Here is a 23012-nt window from a genome sequence, read left to right as displayed (position 1 = left end):
GCCGAGGCGTTGCGACCGGTCATGGATCGGCGCATCGCGTCGCGCATTGCAGACCGGGGCCGCATCATGCGGCCTTGTGTCTTTCCACGACCCAGACATTCCAGGCGCGCCCCGGGGCACCGTGCCAGCGCGTCGACTAGCGGAGTTGCTCCATGTCCAATCGACCGGCCTCCAGCAGGCGTGTAGTTGTCACCGGCCTCGGCCTCGTATCCCCGTTGGGCAACGACGTCGCCAGCAGCTGGGACGGCATCGTCAATGGACGCTCGGGCATTGGCCCGATCACCCATTTCGACACCACCGGCTTCACCACCACGATTGCCGGCCAGATCCGCGACTTCGACGTCACCCGCTGGGTGCCGGTGAAGGACGCGAAGAAGATGGACAGCTTCATCCACTACGGCGTGGGTGCGGCGCTGATGGCGCTGGAGGATTCCGGCCTTGAGGTCACCGAGGGCAATGCCGAACGCATTGGTGCGCTGATCGGGTCGGGCATCGGCGGCATCCTGGGGATCGAGGAGCAAACCGCCAAGTTCCTTGCCGGCGGCGCGCGCAAGATCTCCCCGTTCTACGTGCCCAGCACCATCATCAACATGTTGCCCGGGCAGGTATCGCTGCTGACCGGCATCAAGGGTCCGAACTTCTCCGCGGTGTCTGCCTGCGCCACCTCCAACCATTCCATCGGCATGGCGATGCGCATGATCCAGTACGGCGACGCCGATGTGATGCTCGCCGGTGGCGGCGAGCGCGGCTCCTCGCCAACCTCGGTGGGTGGCTTCTGCTCGATGAAGGCGATGTCCACCCGCAATGACGATCCGACCCGGGCCTCGCGACCGTGGGACAAGGACCGCGATGGCTTCGTGCTCGGTGATGGCGCCGGCATCCTGATCTTGGAGGAGTACGAGCACGCCAAGGCCCGTGGCGCCCGCATCTATTGCGAGCTGGCGGGTTTCGGCGCGACCTCCGACGCGTTCCACATGACCGCGCCCAGCGAGGACGGTGATGGCCCGGCCCGCTGCATGACCGCGGCGATGAACGATGCCGGCGTCACGGCGGATCAGGTCGGCTACCTCAATGCGCATGGCACCTCCACGCCGCTGGGCGATCTGGCCGAGACGCGTGCGGTCAAGCGCGCCTTCGGCGACCACGCCTACAAGACGATGGTGAGCTCCACCAAGTCGATGACCGGCCACCTGCTGGGCGCAGCGGGCGGCGCGGAGGCGATCTTCTCGGTGATGGCGCTGCAGACCGGCATCATTCCACCGACGATCAACCTCGACGAGCCAGGCGAGGGCTGCGATCTGGATTACGTGCCCAATGTGGCGCGTGAGGCAAAGATCGATGTCGCCATGTCCAATGGCTTCGGCTTTGGCGGCACCAACGGCACCCTGGTATTCAAGCGGCTCTGAGCGGGAATCGGGTCTTGGCCAAGCATCCGGCGCGCACGGGTGGTGATCTGGCCGAGACACCGCTGACCCGGTCCCTGCCGGCGGATACCGACCTGCTGGCACTGCATCGGCTCAACCCGGCGAGCTATCCGCTGTTGCTGGAGTCCAGTGCCGCCGGGACCGCGCAGGGTCGCTGGGACCTGCTGCTGATCGCCAGCGGCGAGGCCTTCCAGCTGGATCGCGACGGTGCCGTACGCGACGAGGCCGGGCGCACGGTCGGTTCCGACTTCCTCGACGTGCTGGATGCGGCGTGGCAGCAGCGGTGCGTCGAGCCTGTCGATTCCCCGTGGCCGTTCCGCGGCGGCTGGGCGTTGCTGCTCGGTTATGAGCTTGCCGGCCAGATCGAGCGGGTGCTTGACCTTCCGGCAGCCCCCGGATCGCTCCCGGTCGCCAGAGCGGTGCGATGTCCGGCCGCCATCCTGCGCGACCACTCCACTGGCGAATGCATCGCCATCGCCGAACCTGGCGCCGGCCCACTTCTGAAGGCGCTTGCAGCGGACCTCGTCCGTGCGCCTCAGCTACCGGCGCTTTCGGAGTGGGAGGTGCCAGCGACGGTGGTGGAGGAGGCGCCAGGGCGCTATCTGGATGCGATCGTGCAGGTGCTGGAATATCTGGCCGCCGGGGATGTGTTCCAGGCCAATATCTCGCGCCGCTGGTGCGCCGGTTTCGCCCGGCCGGTGGAGCCCTCCGTGCTGTTCCAGCGACTGCGCCAGCACAACCCCGCGCCGTTCGCAGGTCTGTTCGCGGGTCCGAACGATTCTGCGGAAGGAGCCGGCAAGAGCGACGTTGCGACCTGGGCGGTGGTCAGCGCGTCGCCCGAGCGTCTGGTTTCGGTGCGTGGCGACCTCGTGCAAAGCCGGCCGATCGCCGGAACCCGACCACGCATTGCCGGGCAGGACGATGCCGCCCGGATCCGCGAACTGGTCGGCAACCCGAAGGAGCGCGCCGAGCACATCATGCTGATCGACCTGGAGCGCAATGACCTGGGGCGGGTGTGCGTGGCCGGAAGCGTCGAAGTTGATGAGCTGATGACGGTGGAAAGCTACGCCCACGTGCATCACATCGTCAGCAATGTCCGCGGACGGTTGCGTGCCTCGGTCACGCCCGGCGAGGTGATCCGGGCGACGTTCCCGGGAGGCACCATCACCGGCTGCCCGAAGGTGCGCTGCATGCAGATCATCGCCGAGCTGGAAGGCGAGGGGCGGGGCAGCTATACCGGCGCGATGGGCTGGCTCAACCGCGACGGCGACCTCGACTTGAACATCCTTATCCGCAGCGCGGAGGTGGAGGGAACCCAACTGCGGTTCCGTACCGGCGCCGGCATCGTCGCCGACTCCGAACCGGTGCTTGAGTTGGAGGAGACCCGGGCGAAGGCGCGCGGCATGCTGCGCGCGCTGGGTGTCGCTGACGGCCCGACAATGGCGGTCGATCCAGTCGATCCAGCGAGCGGAGTCTGAGCGCATGGCTTCGCGTGATGAAGTGATGGACGCAAACATCGACGCCGCGCGGATCTTTCGAGGCCCGACCCGTATCGACCGCCTTCCCGCAGACAACCGCGGGCTGGCCTACGGCGATGGCATCTTCGAAACAATGCGCGGTGCGGGCGGCGAACTGCCGTGGTGGGAGCGGCACTGGCGCCGGCTGCAACGTGGTGCCGAGCGCCTGCAGTTGCCCCTGCCGCCGGAATCCCTGGCAAGAGCCGAGGCCGAACAGTTGCTGGGTAGCGCCGATGCCGTGGTCAAACTGCTCCTGACACGCGGTAGCGGTGGGCGCGGGTACCTGCCGCCGCCGGTTGCCGAGCCGGTTTGGATCCTGTCGCGGCACCCGTTGCCCGCGCCTGAGCCGTCGCTGGTGACGGTGCGCTGGTGCCGGACCCGTCTGTCACTACAGCCCGCGCTGGCCGGCATCAAGCACTGCAACCGGCTCGAGCAGGTCCTCGCCCGTGCCGAAGACGAGCCGGACACCGCGCCAGGTGGCGCGGCCGGCGAAGGCCTCATGCGCAGCACGGACGGTGATGCCGTCTGCGCGACCGCGGCCAATATTTTCGTGCTCAAGCGCGATTGTTGGACAACTCCGTTGATTGATCGTTGCGGCGTGGAAGGCACCATGCGCGGGTGGGTGCTCGAACAGGTTCCGGTGGAACAGCGCCGGCTCTGCGTGGAGGACGTCGAATCCGCCGACGCGCTGGTCCTTGTCAATGCGGTGCGCGGTATCCTTCAGGTCGGCCGCCTGGGCGATCGAGTCTGGGCACCGCACCCGGCCGTGTCGGCACTGCGCCGCAGGCTGTCCACCGCGCACCCCGCGTTTCCCCTGCCGCCAAGCGGACCCGGTCCGATGGAGTTGTCGTGAGTCATCCCCGCAAGCGCCGTTCCGGCGTACTGGTGCTGTTCCTGTTGCTGGCTGCGCTGGTGGCCGCCCTCGCCGTGGGAGCCTTGGGGTGGCAGCGGTACCAGGCTTTCGCGGACGGCCCGCTGGGCGGACTGGAGACGGGGGGCAGCATCATGGTGGAGCGTGGTGATTCGCTGCCGCGGGTGATCGAGCGCCTGCGCGCCGCGGGCGTGACGGGTGGCGAGACCTACGAGTGGCAGCTGCTCGGTCGCCAGCTGGATGCCGCGTCGCGCCTGCATGTGGGCGAATACGCGATGGAGCCGGGGACCACTCCGCGCCAGCTGCTGGTGGCGATGCGTCAGGGTGACACCATCCGCTACCGCTTCACTCTCGTGGAAGGCTGGAACATCCGCGAGATGCGTGCGGCGCTGGCGCGTGCGACGCCGCTGCTGCAGAAGACCGCAGAGATGTCCCCCGAAGAATTGATGGAGGCGCTGGGCCATGCCGGCGAACACCCGGAGGGGCGCTTCCTTCCGGAAACGTACGTCTACGGCCGCGGCGACAGTGATCTGGACGTGCTGCGCCGCGCCTACGCCGACATGGAGCGCGCGCTGGCCGCGGCCTGGGAGGCGCGCGATCCGGGCACAGCGCTGAAAACGCCCTACGAGATGCTGGTGATGGCGTCGATCGTGGAGAAGGAATCCGCCGTCGCCGAAGAGCGTCCGCAGATCGCCGGGCTGTTCGAGCGCCGGTTGAAAATCGGCATGCGGCTGCAGACCGACCCCACCGTCATCTACGGCATCGGTGAGGACTACGACGGCAACATCCGCCGCGTGCATCTGACTACCGATACCCCATACAACACCTACACCCGCGACGGCCTGCCACCCACGCCGATTGCGATGCCGGGTGTGGGTGCGCTGCAGGCGGTCGCTAATCCGGCTCCGGGCGACGCGCTGTATTTCGTCGCCGTCGGTGATGGCAGCGGGCGCCACCTGTTCGCCCGGACCCTAGCCGAGCATCAAGCCAATGTGCGCAAGTACCTGCAGAACTACCGGCAGCGGGTGAGCGAAATGGATCGTGCCGGGGAGTCCAGGTGAGTCTGCAGGTGCAGCCCCGCCTGGTGACTCTGGAAGGCGGCGAAGGCGCGGGCAAGTCCACCGTATTGGCGCAATTGCGCGAGACGCTGGAGGCGGCCGGGGAGTCGGTCGTGTGCACCCGTGAACCGGGCGGCACGCCGCTGGCCGAGCAGATCCGCGACCTGCTGTTGGCACCCGGCCATGAGCCGCCCACGCCTGAAACCGAGTTGCTGCTGATGTTTGCCGGCCGTGCCCAGCACGTGAGCGAGACCATTCTGCCCGCGCTGGCCGCCGGCAGCTGGGTGATCAGCGATCGTTTTACCGACGCCAGCTACGCCTACCAGGGCGCAGCGCGCGGGGGTGACAGCGACTTCATCGCCGAGCTGGAACGCCGCGTGGTCGGCATCGTGCCGGGCCTGACCCTGTTGCTGGATGTGCCGGTGGAGACTGGCCTGCAGCGTGTGCGCGGACGCGGCACGGCGGACCGGATCGAGTCCGAGGACCACGGGTTTTTCGATACCGTGCGCCGTGCCTATCTGGCGCGTGCCGAAGCCGAGCACTCGCGGTTCCGGGTGATCGACGCCAGCCGGCCGGCGACGGTCGTGGCGGGCGAGGCGGTGGCCCATCTGCAGGCCTATCGCGGGGCCCTCCGGTGAACGGCCTCGCGCCCTGGCAGCAGCGCGTGCATGACCGCACCGCGCTGGCACTGGACAGCGGGCGGCTTGGGCACGCGCTGTTGTTCTGCGGTCCGGCGCGGCTGGGCAAGCTGGCCGTGGCCGAGCGCTTGGCCAACCGTCTGCTGTGCACCGAGCGGAAGGCGGAAGGTGAGCCGTGCGGGGTCTGCCGCAGTTGCCGGATGTTCGCTTCCCGAAGCCAGGCTGACCCGGTCGAGACACGCCCGGACGGCTCGCTTGCGTTTCCGCAAGGGCGCAGTGGGCACCCGGATCTGCTGCAGGTCAGCTTTGCGATCAACGAGAAGGCGCGCCCGCCGAAGCCGCGCACGGAAATCGTGATCGAGCAGATCCGCCGCCTTTCCGAGCAGATGACGCTCAGCGCACAGTACGGCCAGACCAAGATTGCAATCATCGATCCGGCCGATGCGATCAACTACGCCAGCGCCAACGCCCTGCTGAAGACGCTGGAGGAGCCGGTTCCGGGTCGCTACCTGTGGTTGGTCAGCGCCCATCCGGCGCGCCTGTCCGCCACTATCCGGAGCCGCTGCCAGCGCATCGAATTCCGCCTGCCACCGCGCGCGGAGGCACTGGCCTGGCTGCGGGATTCGGGACACGCGGCCGCGCTGGCGGCGGAGGCCCTGGATGCGGCACGCGGGCATCCGGGACTGGCCGCCGAATGGCTGCAGAGCGGTGCGTTGGCGCTTCGCCGGCAGGTCGCGACGGACCTTGATCGCGTGGCCACCGGCGAGGCTGGCGTGGTGGAGACAGCACAGCGCTGGGCCGCAGACGCCAATGCCGATCTGCGCCTGCAGTTCGCCGCGGATCTCGCGGTGGCGCTAACAGGCAGCGACTTGACCGACCCGGCGCGTACGCGCAGTCTCACCGATTGGTTTGATCGGGCCAATCGCGCACGCGAACTGATGCGCACCACGGTCCGCTCGGACCTGGTGCTGGTGGAGCTGTTGCGGGCATGGCGCGCCGGCGAGTCACGCCGGACCGCCGGACAATCAAGGGGTTAGCAGTATGAGTGCAGCATCGGGAGCCCGCCAGGGCATTGTTTCGTTGGCCTTGAAAGACAAGGCAGGGCTCTACAACGCCTACATGCCCTACATCCGCCACGGCGGGATATTTGTGGCCACGCCCAACCGCTACTTCCTCGGCGACGAGGTGTTCCTGCTGCTGACCCTGCCCGAATCGGGCGAGCGAATGCCGGTCGCGGGTAAGGTCATCTGGGTGACACCGGCCGGCGCACAGGGAAGCCGCCCGGCCGGGATCGGCATCCAGTTCAGCGAAGGGGCCGAGGGCGAGACCGTCAAGGGCAAGATCGAGGCGCTGCTCGCCGGCACGCTCGACGCCGAGCGCGCCACCCACACGATGTAGCTTCCCGCATGCGGCCCGCGGGCACTGCGCGTGGCCCCGATGCATGGCGTCCCGTGAGTCCTAGCGAAGCGCGGCGGCGTCCCAGCCCGGCCGCGGCGCGAAGCGCTCGCCGTAGCGTGACTGCAGTTGGCGCAGCCGCTCGAGCACCGATTCCACTCCGGTTTCGCGGATGTACTGGATCGGACCGCCGCGGAAAGGGGCGAAACCGGTGCCGAAGATCACCCCCGCATCCAGCAGGTCGGCATCCACCACCACGCCGTCGTGCAGGCAGGCGACTGCCTCGTTGAGCATTGGCAGGATCAGGCGGTCGGCCAGATCTTCGGGGGCCTTGTAGTTCTCGGGCGCATCGGGCTTGACTGCCTTGCCTTCTTCCCACTTGTACAGGCCCTGGCCGTCCTTCTTGCCGCGCTTTCCCGGCTCGGCCTGTTCGGCCAGCGCTGCCGGCACGGTAAGACCCAGGAACGGTGACAACTCGGCACCCACGCCAGCGGCGACATCCAGACCGACCGTGTCGACCAGTTCGATCGGGCCCATCGGCATGCCGAAGCGCACCGCCGCCTTGTCGATGGCCACGCCCGGAATGCCTTCCGAGAACGCGGTCACCGCTTCGAGCATGTAGGGGAACAACACCCGGTTGACCAGGAATCCCGGGGTGCCGGCCACCGGCACCGGCAGCTTGCCGATTGCCTTGCAGAACGCGGCCAGTCGCTGGCGGGTGGTCTCGTCGATTCCGTCATGCTGGACGATTTCCACCAGCGGCATGGCGGCGACCGGGTTGAAATAGTGCAGGCCGGCAAAGCGCGATTGGTGCGCAAGTCCGTGGCGCAGTTCGTCCAGCGGGATGGACGAGGTGTTGCTGGTCAGCAGCGCGTCGGCCTTCATCCGCGGCTCGATGTCCGCATACAGTGCGCGTTTCGCGTCGGCGTCCTCGATGATCGCCTCGATGACCAGGTCGGCCTGTGCGGCTCCTTCGCCGGCGAGATCGCCCTTCAGTCGCGCCGCGACCTCCGGCCGTTTGGCGTCCTCGCGCACGCGCTTGGCGAACAGGGCGCCTGCGCGGGTCATCGCGGCGTCGATGTAGCGCTGCTCGCGATCGTTCAAGGTGACCTGGAAACCCTTGTAGGCCGACCACGCGGCAATGTCGCCGCCCATCACACCTGCGCCGATCACGTGCACGTGGCTGATGCCGTGGTCCTTGCCGCCGGTGTTCTTCAGGCGCTCCTGGAGGAAGAACACCCGGATCAGGTTGCGCGCCGTCGGGGTCGAGGCAAGCTTTGACACCGACTTGCGCTCAGCGGCCAGTTGCCGGTCCAGGCTGCCGCCGGTGCCCTTCCACGTCGCCACCAGCGCGTAGGGCGCGGGGTAATGGTCCTTGGGCGCCTTGCGCGCGACCTGCTTGAGCGTCATCGGCGCGATCACCTGGCGCGCTGGCCAGGTGTTGGTTGCCCAGCCGAGAAAGCGCTGGCGCAACGCGCGCTGGTGGCCTTTGAGTGCCATCGCTGCCGCCGCATCCACCAGCATGGCCTTGTCGACGGTCTTGTCGACCAGCCCGCTGGCCCGCGCCGCCGACGCACGCAGCGCGCGACCGGTCAGCATCATGTCCATCGCGGCCGGCGCACCGATCAGGCGCGGCAGGCGCACGCTGCCGCCCCAGCCCGGATAGATGCCCAGCTGGACTTCCGGCAGGCCGATCCGGGTCGACGCATCGTTGCTGGCGACGCGATAGTCGCAGGCCAGCGCGAGCTCGGTGCCGCCGCCCATGCAGAAGCCGTGGATGGCCGCAACTGTTGGGCAGGGCAGCTCGGCCACGCGCTGGAATACCTGCTGTCCGCGCTGCAGGGCGCCGCCGACCGTGCCCTTCTGGTCAAAACTCTGGAACTCCTTGATGTCGGCGCCGGCGATGAATCCGCTGTCCTTGGCCGAGCGGAACACGACGCCTTTGGGCGGATCGATCTGGATGCGTTCCACCAAGGCGTCCAGTTCGATCAGGACATCCTGGGACAGGGTATTGACGCTCTCCCCGGCGCGATCCATGGACAGGACGAGGACGCCGTCATCGCGCATCTGCGCAAGCCAGTGCTGGCTGCGTAACCCGTCGAAGCCGGGCAGGGGAGTGGTCGGGGGAGCCATCAGGCACCATCCATTGAAGTATGGAACAAGCAGCTATCATCCCGAGGTTGTTTCACCGGCGTCAAATGGGCGGTACGAAGGCCGCGTCCCGGCACGCGGGCAACAGACGGCGAGGGTGTGCGGTTGCAGGCGGGCATCGGCGCCCCAACGGTAGTCACAGGAACTTTCTTCCCGAAAGGGTTGTCCCATTGTTCGGCCAAGGCCGAGCTGACCAGGAGTGCCGGCGCGCGGTATGGCCGAGAATGATTTGGACCAGGAGCTGGTCAGGCGAGTGCAGCAGGGCGACAGCACCGCATTCGATGCGTTGGTACGCAAGTACCAGCACCGCATCCTTGCGTTGATCGGTCGCTACATCGCCGACTGGAGCGAATGCCAGGACGTGGCACAGGACGCGTTTATGCGCGCGTACCGGGCGTTGCCGAACTTCCGTGGTGATGCGCAGTTCTATACATGGTTGCACCGGATTGCAGTGAATACCGCCAAGAACCACCTTGTCGCACAGAAGCGCCGCCCACCGGGCGCTGACATCGATGTCGACGACGCCGAGCAGTTCGACTCCGCGATCCGCCTGCGCGACAACGACACTCCCGAACGTGAACTGATGCGCCAGCAAGTGGAACAACTGGTGCTTCGAGTGGTCGAAGGTTTGCCGGCCGAGCTGAAGGAAGCGATTTCCCTGCGCGAGGTCGACGGGCTGAGCTATGACGAGATTGCCGAAAAAATGGGGTGCCCCATCGGCACCGTGCGTTCGCGGATCTTCCGCGCACGCGATGCAATCGATCAGGAGCTGCGCCCCTTGCTTGACGCCGTACCCGATTCCCAGGAGCGGAAACACTGATGTCGAACACGCTGATGTCAAACAACTACAGTGACGGATCCGAGGCCGGGGACCTGAGCGCCCTTTTTGACGGCCAGCTCGGACCCGACGAGACGCGCTTCGCGTTGAAGCGGCTCGGCCAGGACGCGGGTTGGCGCGAGGCATGCGGCCGCTGGCAATTGGCCGGCGATGCGCTGCGCGGCAATGGCGTTGCCCCGGCGCCGTCGGGATTTGCCGATCGCGTCATGGCGGCGGTTGAACGGGAGCAGCAGCACGCGGCATTGACGGAGCTCCGGGTCAAACGGGGCCCGGTCCGCTACAAGCCGCGCTGGGTGGGCGGCGCACTGGCGGCGTCGGTCGCCATCGCCGCATTGTTTGTCGCCCGCCCAATGCTGGATGGCGAAGCCCCGGCGCTGGACGCGCCGGTGGGACGGGAAATCGTCGCAACCACACCCGCATCCGCCACCGCGCCAACGGCACCCGAACGCGCGTTTGCCGCTGAAGGAAGCGTTCCCACCGGCGCTGGCTCCACCGATTCGGGCGCTGCGGTTGCCGGCGTGGCGGCCACGGCCGTCGCGTCTGCGGAGGGTGCGCGCAGGCGTAGCGAGCGCCAGCAGCGGCCGTCCGTTGCGCGATCGGCGGTGAGCGGCCGCGCGCAGTCGGCGCCGGAGGCGGCGTTGGCCGCGGTAGAGCGCAGAGGAAGCGATCAGGTCGCGTCGTCATCTGCATCCAGCGACGCAGGCCGCGGACATCCCTTCACCGCCGATGCGATCGCATCCAGGCCCTGGCCGCGAGCGGCTGTACCGGGATACCCGGCCAACGCTGGCATGACCGTCGGCTTCAGCGGTGGTGATCAGGGTTCGGTTCCGATCTCCTTCTACCCGTTCGAACCCGCCATCCTGCGCGGCGACTCGGTACCCAGCGCCGTCGAGCGCATCCCTTCACCCACCCCGCAGATGCTGCCCGAGCCGTCTGCCGGCGGCCCCATCCGCCATTGATCCCTGCTTCCGAACTACGAGGCCGACCCATGCCCTATTCGCTCCGCTCGATTTTCCTGCTTGGCGCACTCGCCGCAGCGCTGCCGCTTGCGTGCACCGCGCAACAGAGTCCGGCTCCGGCGCCTGCCTCGGTTCCCGTAGCCGCCCAGGCGGTGACCCCGCCGGCCGCGACGCCCATCGTCACCGGCCTGCCGGACTTCAGCCAGCTGGTGAAGCAGGTCGGCCCCGCGGTGGTCAACATCAGTGCCGAGACGACGCCGCGGAGGAGCCGCTCCGCGGGACCTCAGATCCCGGACGGCTTCGAGGAGCTGTTCCGCCACTTCGGCATGCCTATGCCCGGCGCGCCCGGCGGTTCGGGTCCGCAGCGCGGGGGTACCTCCTTGGGCAGCGGGTTCGTGATCTCCGATGACGGCTATGTGCTGACCAACTTCCACGTCATCGACGGCGCCGACAAGGTCACCGTCACCCTCTCGGACCGGCGCGAATTCGAGGCCGAAGTCATCGGTAGCGACGAGCAGTACGATGTGGCGGTGCTCAAGATCAAGGCCGATGGCCTGCGCTGGTTGCGCCCGGGCAATTCCAAGTCGGTGGAGCCGGGGCAGTGGGTGGTCGCCATCGGTTCGCCCTTTGGCCTGGATCATTCAGTCACCGCCGGCATCGTCAGCGCTGTCGGTCGCTCCAATCCGTATTCCGGCCAGCAGTACGTGCCGTTCATCCAGACCGACGTGGCGATCAACCGCGGCAACTCCGGTGGTCCGCTGCTCAATACCTCCGGTGAGGTGGTCGGCATCAACTCGCAGATCTTCTCCAACTCCGGCGGCTTCATGGGGGTCAGCTTCGCGATTCCCATCGATCTGGCGATGAGCGCGGTGGACCAGATAAAAAACACCGGCAAGGTCAGCCGCGGGATGCTGGGCGTGATCCTGCAGCCGGTCACCAGTGAAACCGCCAAGGCGATCAGCCTGCCCGACAACCAGGGCGCGATGGTGGCCAATGTCCAGCCTGACAGCGCCGCGGAAAAGGCGGGTATCGAGCGCATGGACGTGATCCGCTCGTTCAATGGCACGGTTATCAAGGATGTCAGCGACCTGCCGCCGATCGTTGGCGCGCTGGCTCCGGGGACCAAGGCGAAGCTGGAAGTGTTCCGCGCTGGCAAGGTGCGCACGGTCAATGTGGTCATTGGCGGCGACGAGTCAGCGGCCGCCACCGCGCAGCGCCGCAGCAGCCCGGGCGCACCTGCCGAGCAGGCTCCGGGTTCCAATGCGCTGGGCCTGACCGGCCGTGACCTGGCACCGGCACAGCGCAAGCAGCTGGGTCTGGGCGACGATGAAGGCGTCCTGTTGGCGCAGGTCGATTCGGACGCCGCGCGCGAGGCCGGCTTGCGCCCGGGCGACGTGGTGGTGGCGATCGGCAGGGACAGTGTCGGCAGCCCCGCGGAACTGAACCGTCGGCTGTCCGCGGCCAAGGCCGGCGACACCCTGATGCTGCTGGTGCAGCGCGGCGGCACGACCCAGTTCATCGCGGTGACCGTACCCAAGCGCTGAGTCCCGGCCGCTGCCCTCCGCTTCCCGCCCCTCCGGCGTCATGGCCGGGGAGGGCGGGAGCGCTTATGCGATAATCGCGTGTTGACTCAACTGGCCCCGGGCCCATCGCCGACCGCATGCAGCAGATCCGTAACTTCTCCATCATTGCCCACGTCGACCACGGCAAGTCGACCCTGGCCGACCGCCTGATCCAGATGTGCGGTGGCCTGACGGCGCGCGAGATGGAGTCCCAGGTCCTCGACAACAATCCGATCGAGCGCGAGCGCGGCATCACCATCAAGTCGCAGTCGGTGTCGGTTCCCTACACCGCGCGTGACGGCAAGACCTACCACCTCAACTTCATCGACACTCCGGGCCACGTAGACTTCAGCTACGAGGTCAGCCGCTCGCTGGCCGCCTGCGAGGGCGCGCTGCTGGTGGTGGACGCCGCCCAGGGCGTTGAGGCGCAGTCGGTAGCCAACTGCTACACGGCGGTCGAGCAGGGCCTGGAAGTGATTCCGGTGATCAACAAGATCGACCTGCCGACGGCTGATGTGGACCGGGCCAAGGAAGAGATCGAAGCGGTCATCGGCATCGATGCCAGCGACGCGGTGGCCATCAGCGCCAAGACCGGCCTCAACGTGGAGGAAGTGCTGGAGGCGATCGTTACCCGCATCCCGCCGCCCAAGCCGCGCGACACCGACAAGCTGCAGGCGCTGATCATCGATTCGTGGTTCGACAATTACCTGGGTGTCGTCTCGCTGGTGCGGGTGATGCAGGGCGAGATCAAGCCGGGCGACAAGATTCTGGTGATGTCGACGGGACGCTGGCATCTGGTCGACAAGGTTGGCGTGTTCACGCCCAAGCGCAAGGACATGCCGAGCCTGCGCGCCGGCGAAGTGGGCTGGATCAACGCCAGCATCAAGGATGTCCATGGTGCGCCGGTCGGCGACACGCTGACGCTGCTGGCCGACCCCGCGCCGTCGCCGCTGCCGGGTTTCCAGGAAATGCAGCCGCGCGTGTTCGCCGGCCTGTTCCCGGTCGATGCCGACGACTACCCCGACCTGCGCGAGGCGCTGGACAAGCTGCGCCTGAATGATGCGGCGCTGCGCTTCGAGCCCGAGTCCTCCGAGGCGATGGGCTTCGGCTTCCGTTGCGGGTTCCTGGGCATGCTACACATGGAAATCGTGCAGGAGCGGCTTGAGCGCGAGTACAACCTCAACCTGATCAGCACCGCCCCGACCGTGGTCTATGAGGTGCTCAAGACCGATGGCACGATCCTCTCGCTGGACAACCCGGCCAAGCTGCCCCCGCCGAACCTGACCGAAGAGATCCGCGAGCCGATCATCCGCGCCAATATCCTCACCCCGCCCGATTACGTCGGCAACGTGATCACCCTTTGCGAGGAAAAGCGCGGCAACCAGCTCGGCATCACCTACATGGGCAGCCAAGTCCAGATCAGCTACGAGCTGCCGATGAGCGAGGTGGTGCTGGATTTCTTCGACCGCCTGAAGTCGGTCTCGCGCGGGTACGCGTCGCTGGACTACCAGTTCGAGCGCTTCGAGGCCGGTCCGTTCGTACGTGTGGACACCCTGATCAATGGCGACAAGGTGGATGCGCTGAGCATCATCACCCACCGCGCGCATGCCGACCGCCGGGGCAGGGAGATCTGCGAGAAGATGCGCGAACTCATTCCGCGGCAGATGTTTGATGTGGCCATCCAGGCCGCGGTGGGCTCGCAGATCATCTCGCGCAGCACCGTCAAGGCGATGCGCAAGAACGTGCTGGCCAAGTGCTACGGTGGCGACATTTCGCGCAAGAAGAAGCTGCTCGAGAAACAGAAGGCCGGCAAGAAACGCATGAAACAGGTCGGTAACGTGGAAATCCCGCAGGAAGCGTTCCTGGCGGTGCTGCAGCAGGACAACAAGTAGGCGGCAGCCCTCGGCAGTCGTCAACAAAGCACAATAAGGAAACAGCATGCGTTGGTTCGAAATTGCCCTGGTGGCGCTTACCCTCGCCTCCGGGCTGATCTGGCTGCTGGACAAACTGGTGCTGGCCAGACGCCGCGCCGACTATCGCGGCCTGCTCGATGACGGCAGCGAGCCCTGGTACGTGGACTACGCCAAGGCGTTCTTTCCCGTACTGCTGGCGGTGCTGGTGCTACGCAGCTTCATCGCCGAACCGTTCCGGATTCCGTCCAACTCGATGATGCCGACCCTGTTGACCGGCGACTTCATCCTGGTCAACAAGTTCGCCTACGGCCTGCGCCTGCCGATCACCAACAAGAAGGTGGTGGGCCTCGGCGAGCCACAGCGTGGTGATGTGGTCGTGTTCCGGCCACCGCACCATCCCGACCAGGACTGGATCAAGCGCGTGATGGGGCTGCCCGGCGATCGCATCGGCTATCGCGACAACCAGGTTTTCGTCAACGGCACGCCGATGGTGTATGAAGAGATCGGGCCGTACGAGGGGCGTGGCAACGGCTCGGAGATGACCGGTGCCACCGAGTTGCGCGAGCACGTGGGCAATCGCACCCACCTGGTGCTGGAGCGAACCGGGCTGCCCTTCCGCGATCCCGCCGAGGGCGAGTGGACGGTGCCGGAAGGCCAGTATTTCGTGATGGGGGACAATCGCGACAACAGCGAAGACAGCCGCTATTGGGGCTACCTGCCGGAGGAGAACCTGCGCGGCAAGGCGTTCCTGATCTGGATGAATTTCGACGGCGGGGTGGATTTCTCCCGGGTCGGCGAGCGGATTCGCTAGCAAGGGGACATGCAGCTGGGGGCGTGCGGCTGCATGAAGCGGATTTGCGCGTGCCATTGACGGTGCGCGTTGGACAAACCACTGGGGAGCAATTCGATATGAAGCGTACGCAAAGCGGCATCACGTTGGTCGGTTTCATTATCGTGCTCGGCGTGGCCGGGGTGTTCATCTACATGGGCATGAAGGTCATCCCGATGTACACGGAGTACTACGCCGTCAAGCAGTCCCTGGAAGGGATCGCCAAGGAGCCGGGTGTGGTGGACGAGACGCCCGCGCGGATCAAGGACATGTTTTTCCGCCGAATGAACATCAACTACTCCGAGAACGTCAAGCCGGCCGACATCAAGGTGGTTCGCAAGGATGCGGGCTATCTGATCACTGTCGATTACGAGGTGCGCAAGCCGCTGATCGCCAACCTCGATGTGGTCGGCAATTTCAGCACCGAGAAGGAACTGCGACGTGGTGCGGCCGGTAACTGACCGCCGCATGCCGGTGACTGACCTCATCGGCCACGCGTTTGCCGAGCCGGCGCTGCTGGCCCAGGCACTGACGCACCGCAGTGCGGGTTCCCCGCACAACGAACGCCTGGAATTCCTCGGCGACGGGCTGGTCAACCTGTTCATCGCCGAGGCGCTTTATCGGCACTGGCCGGGGGCGGACGAAGGCGCACTGACCCGCGGCCGTGCCGAGCTGGTGCGCGAGTCCTCGTTGGCGACCGTTGCCCGCGCGCTCGCGTTGGGCGAGCGGCTGACCATGGGACCGGGCGAGATGAAGACCGGCGGTCACCGTCGCGACTCGATTCTTGCCGATGCGCTGGAGGCGGTAATCGCGGCGATCTATCTGGACGCCGGATTCGAAGCCTGCCGTAGCGTGGTGGTGCCGTGGTTCGCTGACGCCATGGCGGCGCTGCCGCCACCGCACAAGGTGGGAAAGGACGCCAAGACCCGCCTGCAGGAATGGCTGCAGGGCCGCCAGAAGCCGTTGCCGGTATACGAACTGGTGGCCGAGACGGGTGAGGAGCACGCCAAGGTATTCCGGGTCACCTGCACCCTGAGCAGCCCCGCGCTGGCGACCGAAGGTGAAGGCCACTCGCGCCGCGCTGCCGAGCAGGCGGCGGCGGAGTCGGCGCTGGCTGGGATCGGGGTCCAATAGACGCCAGTTGCCCGCGGTAGTGTCACCAGCCACTACAATCACCCGATGAACCCTACGCACCGCAGCGGCCACGTCGCCGTCATCGGCCGGCCCAACGTCGGCAAATCCACCCTGACCAACGCGCTGGTCGGCGCCAAGGTGAGCATCGTCTCGTCGCGGCCGCAGACGACCCGCCACCGGCTGCTCGGCATCGCCTCCTTCCCCGACGGGCAGTTGCTGCTGGTCGATACTCCCGGACTGCACCAGGACCAGGGCAAGTCCACCGCCACCGCCATGCACCGCTGGATGAACCGGGCCGCGCGCGGCGCGCTGGAAGGCGTGGACGCGGCGATGCTGGTCGTCCGCGCCGGCAAGTGGGAGGACGCCGACACGTTTGCCTATCAGGCGCTGCACCACGCGGGGGTGCCGGTGATCCTGGTGGTCAACCAGGTCGATCGCCTGAAGGACAAGACCGAGCTGCTGCCATACCTGGCCCAGGTCTCCGAGGGCCGCGACTTCGCCGGCGTCCACCCGGTCTCAGCGCTCAAGCGCAAGGGGCTGGAGGCGCTGGTCAAGCAGCTGCTGGGCCTGATGCCCGAGCAGCCCGCGCTTTACGAAGAAGACGAGATCACCGACAAGAGCCAGCGTTTCCTGGCAGGCGAAATGGTTCGTGAGCAACTGATGCGTCAATTGGGTGATGAGCTCCCGTACGCGACCACGGTCGAGATCGAGCGCTTCATCGTCGACGGCAAGTTGTTGCGGATCGGCGCGGTGATCTGGGTCGAGCGTGACGGCCAGAAGGCGATTGTGATCGGCAAGGGCGGTGAGCGCCTGCGCGAGATCGGCGCGCGCGCGCGGATCCAGATGGAGCAGCTGTTCGGTTCCAAGGTGTTCCTGGAAACCTGGGTCAAGGTCCGCGAGGGTTGGTCGGACGATGAAGCCGCGCTGCGCGCCTTCGGGTACCACGAGTAGCCTGCGTGCCGCGCAGGCGGCGCGGGAGTTGCCCGCGTGCGGCTGAGTGACGAGCCCGCGTTCGTGCTCCATGCCAGGGCCTGGCGGGAAACCAGCCTGCTGGTGGAGGTGCTGAGCGCCAATCACGGCCGCATCGGCCTGGTCGCCCGCGGCGTGCGCGGGGCGAAGCGGCATCCCCTGCGTGCTGCCCTGCAGCCCTTGCAGTCAATCCGTCTGGACGCCGTGCAACAGGGCGAGCTGGCGCAGTTGCGATCGGCCGAGGCGCTGGATGCGGCGCCTCGGTTGGTTGGCGACGCCATGCTGGCGGGCTTCTACATCAACGAGCTGACGATGCGGCTGACGCCGCGTGGTGAGCCTCAGCCGGAGCTGTTTGTTGCCTACGCAGTGACCCGTGAGCGCCTGCGTGCCGAGGCGCCGCTGGCCTGGACGCTGCGCCGCTTCGAGCGCGACCTTCTGGAAGGGCTGGGTGTCGGGTTCGACTGGAGCCAGGACGGCGACGGTGATCCGATCGATCCGGCCGCGCGCTATCGGGTCGATCCGGAGCAGGGGCCGCAGCGGTTGTTGAGCGACCGGGGCCATGGGGATCGCAGCCGGGCGGCGTCCGGTCGGGGATTGTTGTGCCTGGCGAGCGACGGCGTGCCCGATCCGGAGGACCTGCCCGCTCTGCGCCGGGTGTTGCGCACGGTGCTTGCCCACCATCTGGGGCCGCGCGGCCTCAAGTCCTGGGAAATGCTCGCGAGCATGCCCAGGCGCGGATCGACGCCCGGCTAGCTGCTCTGTCCGGTCGCGGCCGGCGTTCGCACCAAGGTCTCGCGCGCTGCCGCTTCGAATCGTTCCATCAGCTGGCGATTGGATGGCTCGGCTTGCAACAGCTTCACCAACATGACCAGCTTGGCCGCGCCCACGAAGCCACAACTGGCGCGCAGCCTGTGCAGCTCCGCGCCTACCGTGTCGAAATTGCCGGCGTGTACGGCCGCCGCAATGCGCTCGCAGGCCTGCGGCAACTCGTCGAGAAACAAGCCGCGCAAGGTTGCGACATGCTCGTCGTTGCCGTTCAGTGCCGCTGCGGCGGCGCGATCGTCCCATACCGGCACCGCTGCGTGTGCGGTGCCAGGCTCGCTGGTGGCAGTGGGCACTGGCAAGCCCAGGGCTCGTCGCACAGCGGCCTGCACCTCGGCGGTCGGCAGCGGCTTGCGCAACACCTTGGTGAAACCGGCATCGGCCAGCGCGGCCAGTTGCGAGGGATCATCGCCGGCGGTGTGCGCAATCGCCGGAATACCCGGAGAGTCCTCCCGCAGCCGTCGCAGGAGTTCACTACCGCTGCCATCCGGCAGGGTGGCGTCGAACATCCAGAGCGCGTAGGTGTGTTGTCGGGCCAGGGTCATCGCCGTTGCCACATCCGGGGCGATGTCGACATGCGCCGGGGTCTCCCGCGCGGCGGCGGCGAGGAAAGCGGCGCTGGTGGGCTCGTCCTCCACCAGCAGGATTCGTGGCAGTCCGTGTGGATCGTTCATCGGAATCACTGGCTCCGCTGGGTATGCTGCAACGATGCTTGGCCCGCTACTATCGCCGCCGCCATCGCGCCTGTCGAACGGCGTGTTGAGACGACGCGCGCGCGACCGCGGGCCAGCTGCGCGGGCGCTGTGGCTGCTGGTGTTAATGGCCTTGCTTGTCTGTGGCCCGACCCAGGCCCGAACGCTGAGCGTGAAGATCGACCGAATCGAATCGGCGGTCGCCGACCTCAACGAGGTGAGCGTGCGATTGTTCTGGCCTGCCAGCGCACCGCACGGCGAATTACGGCTACGGGCCAAGCGCATTGATTCGCCCTCACTGGGCTATCGCTTTGACGATCTGGACTGGCGCTGCCGGCTGCAGCGGGAGGATTCGCAAGTCTGGGTGTGTGCCGGCGAGATCCGCAGCGGCAATGCTGCGCCGATGCAACTGTCGATTGCGGTGGACGCGATGGATATCGATGCGGAACTGGCGAGCGGTGCCAGCCGGATCGGCGTGCATCGCGAGGCGGCGGTCCCGGATGCGACCCGGATCGACCTGACACGCGTTCCGCTGGTCTGGACCCAGGCACTTCTGGCGCAGGCCTGGCCGGCTGCAGTGATTGCGGCGGGGGAGGGCGATGCGCGCCTCGTCGTGCGCGCCGTCGATGACCAGCCGCTGCGGATCAGCGGCCCGGTGGTCCTTCGCGGCGCCGGTCTGGATACCGAAGACGGCAGCATCGCCGCGGCCGATCTTGATACCAGCATCGACGTCGATGCGCGCCTCGGCGAGTCCGATCTGATCCGGGTGGAAGGCCGACTGGATGGCGGCGAACTGTTGTGGGGCACCACCTACCTCGCGCTGGAGCAACGTCGGATCGATCTGCGGGTCGGGGCCGAGCACCACGAGGGAGAGGGCTGGAAGCTGCCCGAGTTGTACTGGAACGACCCGGGCATCCTTACCGTGGAAGGCAGCGCCGGACTGGATGCGGACAACGACGTTGACGCGATGGAGTTGCACGTGCGCGCGCCGGATCTGGGGCCACTGCGCGACGGCTATCTCAGCGGTTGGCTGGGCATGGCCGGGCTGGGGGAAATGACGTTCGCCGGTGCCGCCAATGGCTCCCTGCGAATGCGAGGCGGCCAGCTCGCCGACGCCGATCTGCGTCTGTCCGGCGTGGATCTCAAGGACGCCGATGATCGATTCTCGTTCGCCGGGCTGGAAGGTGACGTGGCGCTGTCGTCCAGCGGTCCGATCGACAGCGCCCTGCAATGGAGGGGCGGCACGTTGCACGGCATGGCGCTGGGGCCCGCTCGTCTTCCCTTCCGCAGCGAGGCGGGAAATGTGCGACTGCGTGAGGCCGTGGCAGCGACCCTGCTCGGCGGAAATGTGCTGCTCAACCACCTGCTGCTGCGTCCGCCACTCGATGCCGATGGGGCCGCGTTGCGCTTTGGCGTGGCGCTGGAGGACCTGGACGTCGCCCAGCTGTCGAAAGCGCTGGACTGGCCCGCCTTCACCGGCACCCTCAGCGGCAGCATCCCGGATGCCCGCTACCAGGCCGAGCAACTGATCCTCGACGGCGGTCTGGAGATGCAGCTGTTTGGTGGCCGGGTCGGCGTATCGGCGCTGTCGATGGAGCGTCCCTTCGGCGTTCTCCCGACCCTGTCCGCCGATATTCAATTCGACGATATCGACCTGACGGCGCTCACCGGCGCGTTCGATTTTGGCAGCATCAGCGGCAAGCTCGATGGCAGCATCGCCGACCTGCGGCTGGTCGGCTGGGAAGCGGTGGCCTTCGACGCGCGTTTGGTCACCGACCGTCACCGCGGCGTGCGCCAGCGCATCAGCCAGCGCGCGGTCCAGGACCTGACCAGCGTGGGCAACGCGTCATTCGTGAACTCGCTGCAATCGCAACTGATCGGCTTTTTCGACGACTTCGGTTACTCCCGGCTGGGCATCGGCTGCAAACTGGTCAACGAGGTCTGCACGATGGAGGGCCTTGCGCCCGCGGGCGAGGGCTTCGTGCTCGTCGAGGGCGCGGGCGTGCCACGCTTGACCGTGCTGGGTTTCAACCGCCGGGTGGACTGGCCGACGCTGGTCGAGCGACTTGCCGCTGTGGGCAAGGGAGAGGTGAAAGCGGTGGTCGACTAGCGTACCGTCGGGTCATAATTTCGGGTGCCCCCCAGGAGACAAAGCATGCGCCGTTTGATGGGAATTCCGGTTGCCGCCGTGTTGGTCACGGCCTGCGTAACCATCAATGTCTATTTTCCCGCTGCGGAAGCTCGCGAAGCGGCGCGGGAGTTCGTCGACAAGGTGATCGGAGATGAAGCCACCTCGACCCCGCCCGTGGAAGAGGCCGGCGATAAGAAGGAAGGCGGTCCGTCCGCGATGATCGATGGGACCACCTCGTCCCTGCGCCAACTGGCGTCGCGGGTCGACCTGTATGCAGTCGTGGGGATCGGCAGCGCCCGCGCCCAATCCCCGGACATCAGCATCAAGACCCCGGCGATCCAGGCGATCCAGGCCAGGATGACCGCGCGTTTCAACAATAGCCTGCGGGCCGGCTTTGACGCCGGTGCATTGGGCTTCGCCAGCGACGGCACCATCGTGGTCCGCGACGCGGCCAAGCTGCCGCTGAAGGATCGCGCCAGCATCCAGCAGGCGGTGGCCGAGGACAATCGCGACCGCAACGCGGTCTATCGCGAGGTGGCCGTGGCCAATGGGCATCCGGAATGGGAAAGCCAGATCCGCGAGGTGTTCGCCAAGCAGTGGGCGGAAAGTGCCCGCAGCGGCTGGTGGTACCAGAGCGGCGGCAGCTGGAAGCAGAAGTAGCCTTCCGCGGGGCAGAACGGCAGGCCGCAGGGCCTGCCGTCGCCAGTGCAAGCCGGGGTCGACGTGGCCGCCGCGGCATCTGCGACAATAGGCGGCCCCCGGCTGACCTCATTGCTAGTGGCCCGTCTCGACAAAACCCCGTTTGAAGTGGACATCCACGCCCTGTCTCCCGACGGTCGCGGCGTGGCCCGTCTTGACGACGATGTGACCATGCTGGTCGCCGGCGCACTGCCCGGCGAGCGCGTTCTTGCCACTCGCACCGGTCGCCGTCGTGGCGTCCACGAGGCGCGCACGGTGGATGTGCTCCGCGCGTCACCCGATCGGGTGACACCGCGCTGCGAGCACTTCGGCACCTGCGGTGGGTGCGCGTTGCAACACCTTGACGGCACCAGCCAGATCCTTGCCAAGCAGGCTGTCCTGCTGGACCACCTGCGTGACGCGGCGGGCATCGCGCCTCCCCAGCTGCTCGAACCCTTGGTGGATGCCGCGTGGGGCTACCGGCGCAAGGGCCGGTTCTCGGTGCGGCGGGTGGAGAAGAAGGGCAAGACCCTGGTCGGCTTCCGCGAGACCGATCCCCGCTTTGTCGCCGAGATCCACCGTTGCCATACGGTCATTGCCGAGGTGGGCGAGAAGGTCGCGGCCCTTGCCGAGCTGGTCGACAGCCTGCAGGCGCGCAGCGACATTCCCCAGATCGAGTTCATCGCCGGTGATGCCACGGCGCAGTTCAATGGCGTCGCGCTGGTGTTTCGCCACATGCTGCCGTTGTCTCACGCTGATCACGACTCACTGATCGCCTTCGGCCAGCAGCATGGCTTTGCGATCTTCCTCCAGCCCGGTGGAGTGGACAGCGTGCATCCGCTGTGGCCGGCCGATCCGGCGTTGTCGTTCCGTATGCCGCGCTGGGATATCGAGTTCTCGTTCCGTCCGCTGGACTTCATCCAGGTCAACGCAGGGCTGAACGAACGCATGATCCAGCGGGCGATGGAGCTGCTGGACGTGCAGCCTGGTGACCGCGTGCTCGACCTGTTCTGCGGTCTGGGCAACTTCACCCTGCCGCTGGCGCGAACGGTGCGCGAGGTGGTTGGTGTGGAGGGCGATGCGGGCCTGGTCGAGCGCGCGCGGGAAAACGCGCAGCGCAATGGCATGGACAATGCCCGTTTCCACTCCGCCGACCTGTCGATGGATCTGTCCGGCCAGTCGTGGATGGAGCAGCGCTTTGACAAGCTGCTGCTGGATCCGCCGCGCTCGGGTGCGGCGTTCGTGCTGGAACACCTGCCGCTGGACCAGTTCCAGCGCATTGTCTACGTCAGCTGCCATCCCGCCTCATTGGCACGCGACACCGCGCTGCTGGCGGAGCGCGGCTGGAAGCTGAAGTCGGCCGGAGTGATGGATATGTTCCCGCAAACCGCCCATGTGGAATCCATTGCCATGTTCGAGAAGGACTGAGCC

The 23012-nt window shown here is 67.1% G+C and carries 21 protein-coding genes; 19 read left to right on the top strand and 2 right to left on the bottom strand.

Annotated elements, in window-relative coordinates:
* Window positions 1-152 precede the first annotated feature (152 nt).
* The 7 genes from fabF (at window position 153) to KZ491_RS06125 (ending at window position 6906) form a co-directional block, all read left to right on the top strand.
* The gene (gene fabF / locus KZ491_RS06155) at window positions 153-1406 is read left to right on the top strand and encodes a beta-ketoacyl-ACP synthase II (RefSeq protein ID WP_222564991.1); all 1254 of its coding nucleotides are present in this window, start codon (window positions 153-155) and stop codon (window positions 1404-1406) included.
* Between the two features lie 62 nt (window positions 1407-1468).
* On the top strand, window positions 1469-2902 hold the full coding sequence (locus KZ491_RS06150) for an aminodeoxychorismate synthase component I (protein ID WP_222565499.1): 1434 nt from the start codon (window positions 1469-1471) through the stop codon (window positions 2900-2902).
* 4 nt (window positions 2903-2906) lie between these two features.
* Window positions 2907-3794: an aminodeoxychorismate lyase gene (gene pabC, locus KZ491_RS06145; RefSeq protein ID WP_222564990.1), complete on the top strand. Its 888-nt coding sequence runs from the start codon at window positions 2907-2909 to the stop codon at window positions 3792-3794.
* Entirely contained in the window at window positions 3791-4873 is a 1083-nt protein-coding gene (mltG, locus tag KZ491_RS06140) for an endolytic transglycosylase MltG (RefSeq protein WP_343225566.1), read from the top strand. The genes pabC and mltG overlap by 4 nt, the downstream gene beginning before the upstream one ends.
* Window positions 4870-5508, top strand: coding sequence for a dTMP kinase (gene tmk / locus KZ491_RS06135; RefSeq protein WP_222564989.1), 639 nt, complete (start codon window positions 4870-4872; stop codon window positions 5506-5508). The genes mltG and tmk overlap by 4 nt, the downstream gene beginning before the upstream one ends.
* Window positions 5505-6545: a DNA polymerase III subunit delta' gene (locus tag KZ491_RS06130; RefSeq protein ID WP_222564988.1), complete on the top strand. Its 1041-nt coding sequence runs from the start codon at window positions 5505-5507 to the stop codon at window positions 6543-6545. The genes tmk and KZ491_RS06130 overlap by 4 nt, the downstream gene beginning before the upstream one ends.
* A gap of 4 nt (window positions 6546-6549) precedes the next feature.
* On the top strand, window positions 6550-6906 hold the full coding sequence (locus tag KZ491_RS06125) for a PilZ domain-containing protein (RefSeq protein WP_222564987.1): 357 nt from the start codon (window positions 6550-6552) through the stop codon (window positions 6904-6906).
* 60 nt (window positions 6907-6966) lie between these two features.
* Here KZ491_RS06125 and KZ491_RS06120 read toward each other — a convergent pair whose 3' ends face one another.
* Complete coding sequence (locus KZ491_RS06120) at window positions 6967-9036, bottom strand: 3-hydroxyacyl-CoA dehydrogenase NAD-binding domain-containing protein (RefSeq protein ID WP_222564986.1); 2070 nt, start codon at window positions 9034-9036, stop codon at window positions 6967-6969.
* A gap of 232 nt (window positions 9037-9268) precedes the next feature.
* Between KZ491_RS06120 and rpoE the strand changes: the two genes are divergently transcribed.
* The 9 genes from rpoE (at window position 9269) to recO (ending at window position 18011) form a co-directional block, all read left to right on the top strand.
* Window positions 9269-9874 carry an RNA polymerase sigma factor RpoE gene (rpoE, locus tag KZ491_RS06115; protein ID WP_222564985.1) on the top strand — a complete coding sequence of 202 codons (606 nt, stop codon included), beginning with the start codon at window positions 9269-9271 and terminating at the stop codon, window positions 9872-9874.
* Complete coding sequence (locus KZ491_RS06110; protein ID WP_222564984.1) at window positions 9874-10851, top strand: sigma-E factor negative regulatory protein; 978 nt, start codon at window positions 9874-9876, stop codon at window positions 10849-10851. The genes rpoE and KZ491_RS06110 overlap by 1 nt, the downstream gene beginning before the upstream one ends.
* 29 nt (window positions 10852-10880) lie before the next feature.
* Window positions 10881-12395 carry a DegQ family serine endoprotease gene (locus KZ491_RS06105; protein WP_222564983.1) on the top strand — a complete coding sequence of 505 codons (1515 nt, stop codon included), beginning with the start codon at window positions 10881-10883 and terminating at the stop codon, window positions 12393-12395.
* Window positions 12396-12511: 116 nt separating this feature from the next.
* Complete coding sequence (gene lepA / locus KZ491_RS06100) at window positions 12512-14305, top strand: translation elongation factor 4 (RefSeq protein WP_222564982.1); 1794 nt, start codon at window positions 12512-12514, stop codon at window positions 14303-14305.
* 46 nt (window positions 14306-14351) lie between these two features.
* Window positions 14352-15137, top strand: a complete 786-nt coding sequence (lepB, locus tag KZ491_RS06095) for a signal peptidase I (RefSeq protein ID WP_222564981.1) — start codon at window positions 14352-14354, stop codon at window positions 15135-15137.
* Between the two features lie 98 nt (window positions 15138-15235).
* Window positions 15236-15616: a DUF4845 domain-containing protein gene (locus KZ491_RS06090; RefSeq protein ID WP_043957666.1), complete on the top strand. Its 381-nt coding sequence runs from the start codon at window positions 15236-15238 to the stop codon at window positions 15614-15616.
* A 7-nt stretch (window positions 15617-15623) separates the two neighbouring features.
* On the top strand, window positions 15624-16289 hold the full coding sequence (gene rnc, locus KZ491_RS06085) for a ribonuclease III (protein WP_222564980.1): 666 nt from the start codon (window positions 15624-15626) through the stop codon (window positions 16287-16289).
* A 45-nt stretch (window positions 16290-16334) separates the two neighbouring features.
* The gene (era, locus tag KZ491_RS06080) at window positions 16335-17240 is read left to right on the top strand and encodes a GTPase Era (protein WP_222564979.1); all 906 of its coding nucleotides are present in this window, start codon (window positions 16335-16337) and stop codon (window positions 17238-17240) included.
* A gap of 36 nt (window positions 17241-17276) precedes the next feature.
* Window positions 17277-18011 (top strand): DNA repair protein RecO, encoded by a 735-nt coding sequence (recO, locus tag KZ491_RS06075; protein ID WP_222564978.1) that lies wholly within the window; start codon window positions 17277-17279, stop codon window positions 18009-18011.
* Here the strand turns inward: recO and KZ491_RS06070 are convergent.
* Window positions 18008-18754, bottom strand: coding sequence for a response regulator (locus KZ491_RS06070; RefSeq protein WP_222564977.1), 747 nt, complete (start codon window positions 18752-18754; stop codon window positions 18008-18010). The two genes, recO and KZ491_RS06070, sit on opposite strands and share 4 nt — an antisense overlap.
* 190 nt (window positions 18755-18944) lie before the next feature.
* Between KZ491_RS06070 and KZ491_RS06065 the strand changes: the two genes are divergently transcribed.
* The 3 genes from KZ491_RS06065 to rlmD all read left to right on the top strand — a co-directional run bounded on the left by KZ491_RS06065 (window position 18945) and on the right by rlmD (window position 23009).
* Window positions 18945-20882, top strand: a complete 1938-nt coding sequence (locus KZ491_RS06065) for a YdbH domain-containing protein (protein ID WP_222564976.1) — start codon at window positions 18945-18947, stop codon at window positions 20880-20882.
* Between the two features lie 45 nt (window positions 20883-20927).
* Window positions 20928-21563, top strand: coding sequence for a DUF1318 domain-containing protein (locus KZ491_RS06060; RefSeq protein ID WP_222564975.1), 636 nt, complete (start codon window positions 20928-20930; stop codon window positions 21561-21563).
* A 117-nt stretch (window positions 21564-21680) separates the two neighbouring features.
* Window positions 21681-23009, top strand: a complete 1329-nt coding sequence (gene rlmD, locus KZ491_RS06055) for a 23S rRNA (uracil(1939)-C(5))-methyltransferase RlmD (protein ID WP_222564974.1) — start codon at window positions 21681-21683, stop codon at window positions 23007-23009.
* Window positions 23010-23012 lie beyond the last annotated feature (3 nt).

This window comes from Novilysobacter antarcticus (assembly GCF_019802285.1).
Lineage (GTDB): Bacteria > Pseudomonadota > Gammaproteobacteria > Xanthomonadales > Xanthomonadaceae > Novilysobacter > Novilysobacter antarcticus.
The sequence above is the reverse complement of the archived record's forward strand: the minus strand, read 5'-3'. Positions and strand labels throughout refer to the sequence as shown.

Bases quoted from the DNA above. Each gene is read 5' to 3' on its own strand.
- KZ491_RS06060 (WP_222564975.1), top strand. From the start codon at position 20,928: ATGCGCCGTTTGATGGGAATTCCGGTTGCCGCCGTGTTGGTCACGGCC.
- KZ491_RS06125 (WP_222564987.1), top strand. From the start codon at position 6,550: ATGAGTGCAGCATCGGGAGCCCGCCAGGGCATTGTTTCGTTGGCCTTG.
- rnc (WP_222564980.1), top strand. From the start codon at position 15,624: ATGCCGGTGACTGACCTCATCGGCCACGCGTTTGCCGAGCCGGCGCTG.
- lepA (WP_222564982.1), top strand. From the start codon at position 12,512: ATGCAGCAGATCCGTAACTTCTCCATCATTGCCCACGTCGACCACGGC.
- lepB (WP_222564981.1), top strand. From the start codon at position 14,352: ATGCGTTGGTTCGAAATTGCCCTGGTGGCGCTTACCCTCGCCTCCGGG.
- KZ491_RS06110 (WP_222564984.1), top strand. From the start codon at position 9,874: ATGTCGAACACGCTGATGTCAAACAACTACAGTGACGGATCCGAGGCC.
- KZ491_RS06070 (WP_222564977.1), bottom strand. From the start codon at position 18,754: ATGAACGATCCACACGGACTGCCACGAATCCTGCTGGTGGAGGACGAG.
- rpoE (WP_222564985.1), top strand. From the start codon at position 9,269: ATGGCCGAGAATGATTTGGACCAGGAGCTGGTCAGGCGAGTGCAGCAG.
- era (WP_222564979.1), top strand. From the start codon at position 16,335: ATGAACCCTACGCACCGCAGCGGCCACGTCGCCGTCATCGGCCGGCCC.
- KZ491_RS06120 (WP_222564986.1), bottom strand. From the start codon at position 9,036: ATGGCTCCCCCGACCACTCCCCTGCCCGGCTTCGACGGGTTACGCAGC.
- KZ491_RS06090 (WP_043957666.1), top strand. From the start codon at position 15,236: ATGAAGCGTACGCAAAGCGGCATCACGTTGGTCGGTTTCATTATCGTG.
- KZ491_RS06105 (WP_222564983.1), top strand. From the start codon at position 10,881: ATGCCCTATTCGCTCCGCTCGATTTTCCTGCTTGGCGCACTCGCCGCA.
- pabC (WP_222564990.1), top strand. From the start codon at position 2,907: ATGGCTTCGCGTGATGAAGTGATGGACGCAAACATCGACGCCGCGCGG.
- fabF (WP_222564991.1), top strand. From the start codon at position 153: ATGTCCAATCGACCGGCCTCCAGCAGGCGTGTAGTTGTCACCGGCCTC.